The sequence below is a fragment of the Dietzia sp. SLG310A2-38A2 genome, assembly GCF_014145095.1.
Taxonomy (GTDB): Bacteria; Actinomycetota; Actinomycetes; order Mycobacteriales; family Mycobacteriaceae; genus Dietzia.
In genome coordinates, this window is sequence record NZ_JAALDX010000196.1 from 1 (window position 1) to 2,087 (window position 2,087).

Genomic DNA, 2,087 nt, shown 5'->3' on the forward strand with positions numbered 1-2,087 from the left:
GGTGGCGACGAAGGTCCACGGCCCGGGGCGCCGACGCTCACGCATCCGGCTCAGGTCGACCACGGCCGCGCCCCCGGTGCCCCGGGAATCGTCAGACTCCCGGGTGCCCGCGTCGTGCCCGGGGCCGGCCTCCGCCGTGACCAGGTCGAGAACCGTGGTCCGGAGAGAGGGCGGCGGCGGGACGTCCAGGTCGGCGTCGGCCACCAGATCGGCCACGATCTCCCGGGTGGACCGGATGTGGGCGAGCATCGAGCGCCGCTCATCCGGGGCCGCGGCGACGAGAGCCTGCTCGACGGCCTCCGCCTCCTGCTCGTCCAGTGCGTCCAGCGCGTAGAGGTCGAGCTCCTCGGGATGAACCGTGCCCGAGGACTCCGGATGATCATGGTGTCGGACGGTCATGACAGCTCACCTCCCAGGCAGCTCTTGAGACGGCGCAGGCCGTCGCGGATTCGTGACTTGATCGTGGGCAGTGCGGCCCCCAGCTGATCGGCGACCTCGCGGTAGGTCAGCCCCGAGAAGTACGCCATCTCGATCGACTCACGCTGGTTCTCGGTGAGCTCTCCCAGACATCGACGGATGTCGGCGGCGTCCTCTTCCCGGCTGATCTCCTCGGTCACCTGGTCGGCGATGTCACCGGAGTGGGAGACCCCTGCGGCGGCGTCCGCCTCGTCGCGCCGTGCTGCGGAGCTCTCGGACCGCACCCGGTCCACCGCCCGCCTGTGGGCGATGGTCAGCACCCAGGAGTGGACCGACCCGAGCTTCGGGCTGTACCCCGAGGCCTGCTTCCAGACCTGCAGGAACACCTCCTGCACGGTCTCTTCCGCGTACCCGGGGTCGCGGAGGACCCGGAGCGCGAGACCGTGCACGCGGGGTGCCATGAGGTCGTAGAAGCGGGCGAAGGCATCGAGATCGCCGGCCGCGGAGAGTTCCAATAGGCGCCCCGGATCGGCCAGCGACGGGGCGGTGGGCTCGGACACGGGGGACAGTCTAGTGCGCCACAGGTGGAACGCACGGAACGGGCGGGCGGCGGGGCGGGGTGTGTCGAGAACGGTCATGTCCCCGACACCCGGAACGTGCGGTTGTGCCAGCCCGTGGCCCCGGTGGGGATCGGGGGCTGCCGAGTCTCCGTCTGCACCTCACCCGTCGAATCCGTGGCCCGGACGGACAGCGTGTGCAGTCCGGGCTCGGCGTCCCATGTCCACGACCACATGCGCCAGGTGTCGATCGAGTACTCCTCGGCGAGCGTCGCCTCGTTCCACGGTCCGTCGTCGACCTGAACCTCGACGCGGTCGATGCCCCGGCGCTGGGCCCACGCCGTCCCGGCCACCACGACGGGGCCGGGTTCCAGCTCGGCCAGGGGGGCGGGCCTGTCGATCCGGCTCGCGGTGAGGATCGGTCCGCGCTCACCCCACCCCCGGTCGGTCCAGTAGGCGCTGGCCCGGTCGAATCGGGTGACCTCCCAGTCCACCACCCACTTGGTGGCGGAGACGTAGCCGTACAGGCCGGGCACGACCTGCCGGACCGGGTACCCGTGCTCGAGCGGCAGCGGCTCGCCGTTCATCCCGACGGCCAGGAGAGCGTCCCGGCCGTCCGTGAGGGCCTCGAGCGGGGTGCCCGCCGTCCACCCGTCGACGGAGGTCGAGAGCAGCATGTCGGCCTCGGGAAGGGGGCCGGCCTCGGCGAGCAGCTCGGCGATCGGGAAGCCGGTCCAGGTCGCGTTGCCGGCGAGGTCGCCCCCGACCTCGTTGGACACGCAGGTCAGGGTGACGATCCGGTCCCGGAACTCCCGGGCGGTCAGAGACTCCCAGTCCAGCTCGATCTCCCTCTCCACCATTCCGTGGATCCGCAGCCGCCAGTCCGCGGTGGTCAGCGCGGGGACACGCAGCGCCGTGTCGATGCGGTAGAAGTCCTCGTTGGACGTGAGGAACGGCGTGACCCCGGGGGCGTCGGGAACGATCCCGTCCGGCACCGGTGCGGCGGCGTTGCGGCTCAGCACCCGTGGGAGTTGGAGGCCCGTACGCTCCGCGAGGGCGTCGGCTGCGCGGCGGGTCAGGGCCACCCCGGTCGCACCCGCCGCGGCGATCACG

The 2,087-nt window shown here is 71.9% G+C and carries 2 protein-coding genes and 1 pseudogene; all 3 read right to left on the bottom strand.

What is annotated here, in order from left to right; translation table 11 throughout:
• A pseudogene (locus G6027_RS07595) lies at positions 1 to 399 on the bottom strand (anti-sigma factor); the annotation flags it as partial.
• On the bottom strand, positions 396 to 977 hold the full coding sequence (gene sigK, locus G6027_RS07600) for an ECF RNA polymerase sigma factor SigK (RefSeq protein ID WP_182636643.1): 582 nt from the start codon (positions 975 to 977) through the stop codon (positions 396 to 398). The gene sigK and the pseudogene G6027_RS07595, both read right to left, overlap by 4 nt.
• A gap of 74 nt (positions 978 to 1,051) precedes the next feature.
• A partial coding sequence (locus G6027_RS07605; RefSeq protein WP_182636644.1) for a molybdopterin-dependent oxidoreductase occupies positions 1,052 to 2,087 on the bottom strand: 1,036 nt, incomplete at its 5' end.